Genomic DNA, 3,668 nt, shown 5'->3' on the forward strand with positions numbered 1-3,668 from the left:
AGAATATTTATAAACCAATTAATCATTGGTAAAATAAACTCATTGTATACTGCTAATGCTAATTTCCCTAGTGATAATCCTATCCTAGCTATATTTTCAATAAATAATTGTACTGGCGGACTTTCTAAAACTCTATATAAATTTTTAAATGTTTCTTTAGTCCCTTCTATAGTTCTTTTTACTTCTGCAATTACTCCTACTCCATCTTTTGCCCAAGCACTTTTAAAAGGTTGAAATATTGTAGCAAATACTTTTTTAACTTTTTCAGCAAGTTCATTCATTTTACTATCAACATTATATGTTTCAAGTTCTGGTGTAACCAATTGTGGAACTTCTGAATTTGCTCCACTTCCATCATCACCACTATCATTTTGAGAACTTAAAGAATTTATTTCATCAAATCCTGCTACCCCTAAAGAATCTTTAATATCTTTCCCTGTTTTCTTAGCAGCATCTCCATAAGCTCCCATAGCTTGTTTTGCATTTATTAATCCTTGAGTAGCTTGTTTACTTTGGTCAAATGTTTTCCCAAATATAGCACTAGTAAAACTAGCTATATATTGAGTTAAAGTAGATAAAGCACTCATAAGAACATTTATAGCAGGCAATATTGCATTATAAATTGGTGTAAATGCTATCATTAAATTACTTTTAATTTGTGCTAAGGAATTAGAGAATCGTTCATTAGTTTTTAAATTATTAAGAAGTCCAGTTGACATAGCGGTTATTCCCTTGATAACTATAGGAAATATCATTCCCCAAGTAATCATAGATCTAACTATCATTTTTAGTTGGTTATTGGAGCCACTTAAACTGTTATTCGCTTTCTTACTTCCAATTCCTAATGTATTTAATGCATTAGATAATTTTTTAAATTGGCCTGAACTATTTGAAGCCTTACTACCAGCTTTACTTGTTGAGTTTCCAATATTATTAATATTTGCATTAGCCGTATTAGCATTAGCCATAGCAAATCTACTATCTAAGTCAGCTAATTTAAATCCTAAGATATCAGACTTATTTATGAGCTTTATTATGCTAGCTTCTGTTTTAAGTATTTGCTCATTAATCTTATTCTTAGTATTTTGATTAAAAGTATTTCTAAATGATTCCTTTAATTGAGCTAATTTTTCTTTTTGTTGTTCAATACGAGCATTTATATTATCAAGTTCTGCTGCTGTATTCTGTATCTGTGAAGTTAAAGCCTCCGCATTTATTGGTGGCCCTCTCTTAGTATTAGTCTTCGGCATATTAACCGATTTAGAATCACTTTCCGCCTCTATAGGATTAAATGATGGCATATTAACCTTTTTAATGGAAGAAAATAGTGATTTCATTGTATTTTTTAAATTACTTCTCATTTTATTTAATGTTGCCTTCATACTAGAATCTAAAGATTTAATACTATCATTAGCACTATTTTTAATGCTGTCAAACATAGTTTTATTTCCTGTATTTAAAGAAGATTTCAAGTTCTTAGCTATAAGTCCACTCATAGCACTTATTTGTTTTCCTAAGTCACTTTTAACTTCTAGGTCTAAACTTATCTTACCTACACTATCATTCACTTTTTCACTTCCTTTATAATAAAAAAACACCTAGATTCTTAATCTAAGTGTTAAATTAATTTATTAACCTAATAATTTATTTTTTTGCTTATTAAACTCTTCTTCATTTATTATTCCATCATCTAGTAACTTTTTAAATTTACTTAATTCATCTGCTGTACTTATATTACTAAATATATTTTCATTTGATTTAGAAGTATAGTCTTCTATATACTTCTTTATATCTAAAGCTATTTTATATTTTTCTTTAGAGTTAAAAATTATTGCATTTGGATCTAATATGACTTTATTAACATCATTTAAGCCTAGTATTCCTTCATTAGCATTATTATCAATTATTTTTTGGAAATGAATAAATCCACCTTGAATTATACTAGGCTTTTTTACTGATACCTGTACTATGTTGTTTATTAGTATAGTTTTTATATTATTACTATTTCTACTTGGCTTTATTTTAATACAATTGCCTACTACTGTAACTGTTTTCCCCAACGTTCCTTGCAATTTAATCTCTTCCATATATACCCTCCATTAACTTTGTTAATTTTAGTATACTCTATCCAAACGCTTTTGAAAATATTTCCTGAACTTTTATTATTTGTTTTCTTTTTTCTTCTTCACTCATATCCATAACTGGATTATTTCTAGTTCTCCAATCATTTCTAATTTTATGCTGTTCTTTTGTGAAATTCTTAAGCATATCCTTATCTTCTTCGCTTCTAATTGAAACAATTTGTCCTAGAGGTGTTTCAGGCATTATTCCCTTTAACAATGCCGAAAACTCACTCCAAGACATATCATCATTTCTTAATCTTATATTGTATTGCATAGCAAAGCTAGATTCTATCAAGTCAAAATCTTCAAATAAATCATACCACTTGTTACCTGGGTGCTTTTGCTTTTTTAGCTTCTTCCTCAACTTCTTCTAGTTCTACATCTGATATAGCTGCCATAATAACGTTTATAATAGTATTATAGGCTATCATACTAAGATCTAGACTTTCAATATAATCAAAGGCGTCTTTTCCTAAAGCAACTTTCACTATATCATCTAGTCTTTTATCATCTTTAATTTTTTTATCATCTGCTAAAGCCATTATCCTAAATGCTGCAGCCTTACTATTATTAATCTTAAATTCATGATCTGCATCAATCTTTATAACTGGTTTTTGATTACCATTCTCTAATCTACTTATAATATCATATACTCTTGCCATAATTCCTCCTATGCTCCTGTTGGTCCAGGTGTATATGTTGGTTTTCCATCACCTTGTAATTCAAATTCCAAGGGTGCAACATTTGTACTGTCTCCACCGCCTACATTTTTAACATTAATAACACAATCAAATGTTAACTTTGCACCATCTGGAAACTCTATTTCTCCCTTAGTACTACAATCTAAACCATCTTTCCAAGCTGTAGCAGCTACATAATCATTCCCCTTATCACCTATATTTCTTTTACCATTTAATCCTATACTAAACTTTTTGCCAGTCATTAAACTTCTTGCCCATCCCGCTGTGTCCATAGGTGTCCATTCTTCTACAGTTCCATCTATACTAATAGAGAATGTTTCCATATCTGCAATTACAGCCATATCTGCTGGTAATACACTTGCTTTTCCTTTAGTACCAATTTTAAACTTTAAATTATATACTGGGAATACTCCACTAAATGCCATATATAATTACCTACCTTTCATAATAAATTATTGTTTCAATCACATATTCAATAATGCCTTCGTTATCTGTTCCTACATAGATAGGAGAATCTGTTTTCATTATAAATTGAATAACCCTTTTCCCTCCTATAGTTCCATCTTTACCAAAGAAAGCATTATAAACTTCTTGTGCCTTTAATTCAGCTTTATTACTATCTTTTCCCCAATGAACTAAAATAGAAATAGCTTTAGTAGTGTAGCTTGTTTGCTCTAACCCCCCTAAAGCTATTCTAGGAGCTGGACCTACTGTATTATAAATTGTAATACTTTCTTCCTTATCTCCAACTTTATTTAAGTACCATTGTGGACTATCTATTTTAGCTTTTAAATATTCTCTTATCTCACTTAATAACACTATTTAACCAACCCCTTACTAAGCA

At 29.6% G+C, this 3,668-nt stretch carries 5 protein-coding genes and 1 pseudogene; all 6 read right to left on the reverse strand.

The window, feature by feature from the left end; translation table 11 throughout:
* Nucleotides 1–1,568, reverse strand: a pseudogene (locus HUJ77_RS15040) (hypothetical protein); the annotation flags it as partial.
* 63 nt (nt 1,569–1,631) lie between these two features.
* A complete protein-coding gene (locus HUJ77_RS15045) occupies nt 1,632–2,087 on the reverse strand; it encodes an SHOCT domain-containing protein (RefSeq protein WP_291710032.1) in 456 nt (151 codons plus the stop codon).
* A 37-nt stretch (nt 2,088–2,124) separates the two neighbouring features.
* Entirely contained in the window at nt 2,125–2,487 is a 363-nt protein-coding gene (locus HUJ77_RS15050; RefSeq protein WP_291710034.1) for a Gp15 family bacteriophage protein, read from the reverse strand.
* Entirely contained in the window at nt 2,450–2,785 is a 336-nt protein-coding gene (locus HUJ77_RS15055; RefSeq protein WP_291710035.1) for a hypothetical protein, read from the reverse strand. Before HUJ77_RS15055 ends, HUJ77_RS15050 begins: the two co-directional genes overlap by 38 nt.
* Before the next feature lie 8 nt (nt 2,786–2,793).
* Nucleotides 2,794–3,249, reverse strand: coding sequence for a hypothetical protein (locus HUJ77_RS15060; protein ID WP_291710036.1), 456 nt, complete (start codon nt 3,247–3,249; stop codon nt 2,794–2,796).
* A gap of 10 nt (nt 3,250–3,259) precedes the next feature.
* Nucleotides 3,260–3,643, reverse strand: a complete 384-nt coding sequence (locus tag HUJ77_RS15065; RefSeq protein WP_291710037.1) for a minor capsid protein — start codon at nt 3,641–3,643, stop codon at nt 3,260–3,262.
* Between the last annotated feature and the right edge of the window lie 25 nt (nt 3,644–3,668).

Source organism: Clostridium sp. (assembly GCF_021443865.1).
Taxonomy (GTDB): Bacteria; Bacillota; Clostridia; order Clostridiales; family Clostridiaceae; genus Clostridium.

Bases quoted from the DNA above. Each gene is read 5' to 3' on its own strand.
- HUJ77_RS15060 (WP_291710036.1), bottom strand. From the start codon at position 3,249: ATGGCATTTAGTGGAGTATTCCCAGTATATAATTTAAAGTTTAAAATT.
- HUJ77_RS15045 (WP_291710032.1), bottom strand. From the start codon at position 2,087: ATGGAAGAGATTAAATTGCAAGGAACGTTGGGGAAAACAGTTACAGTA.
- HUJ77_RS15055 (WP_291710035.1), bottom strand. From the start codon at position 2,785: ATGGCAAGAGTATATGATATTATAAGTAGATTAGAGAATGGTAATCAA.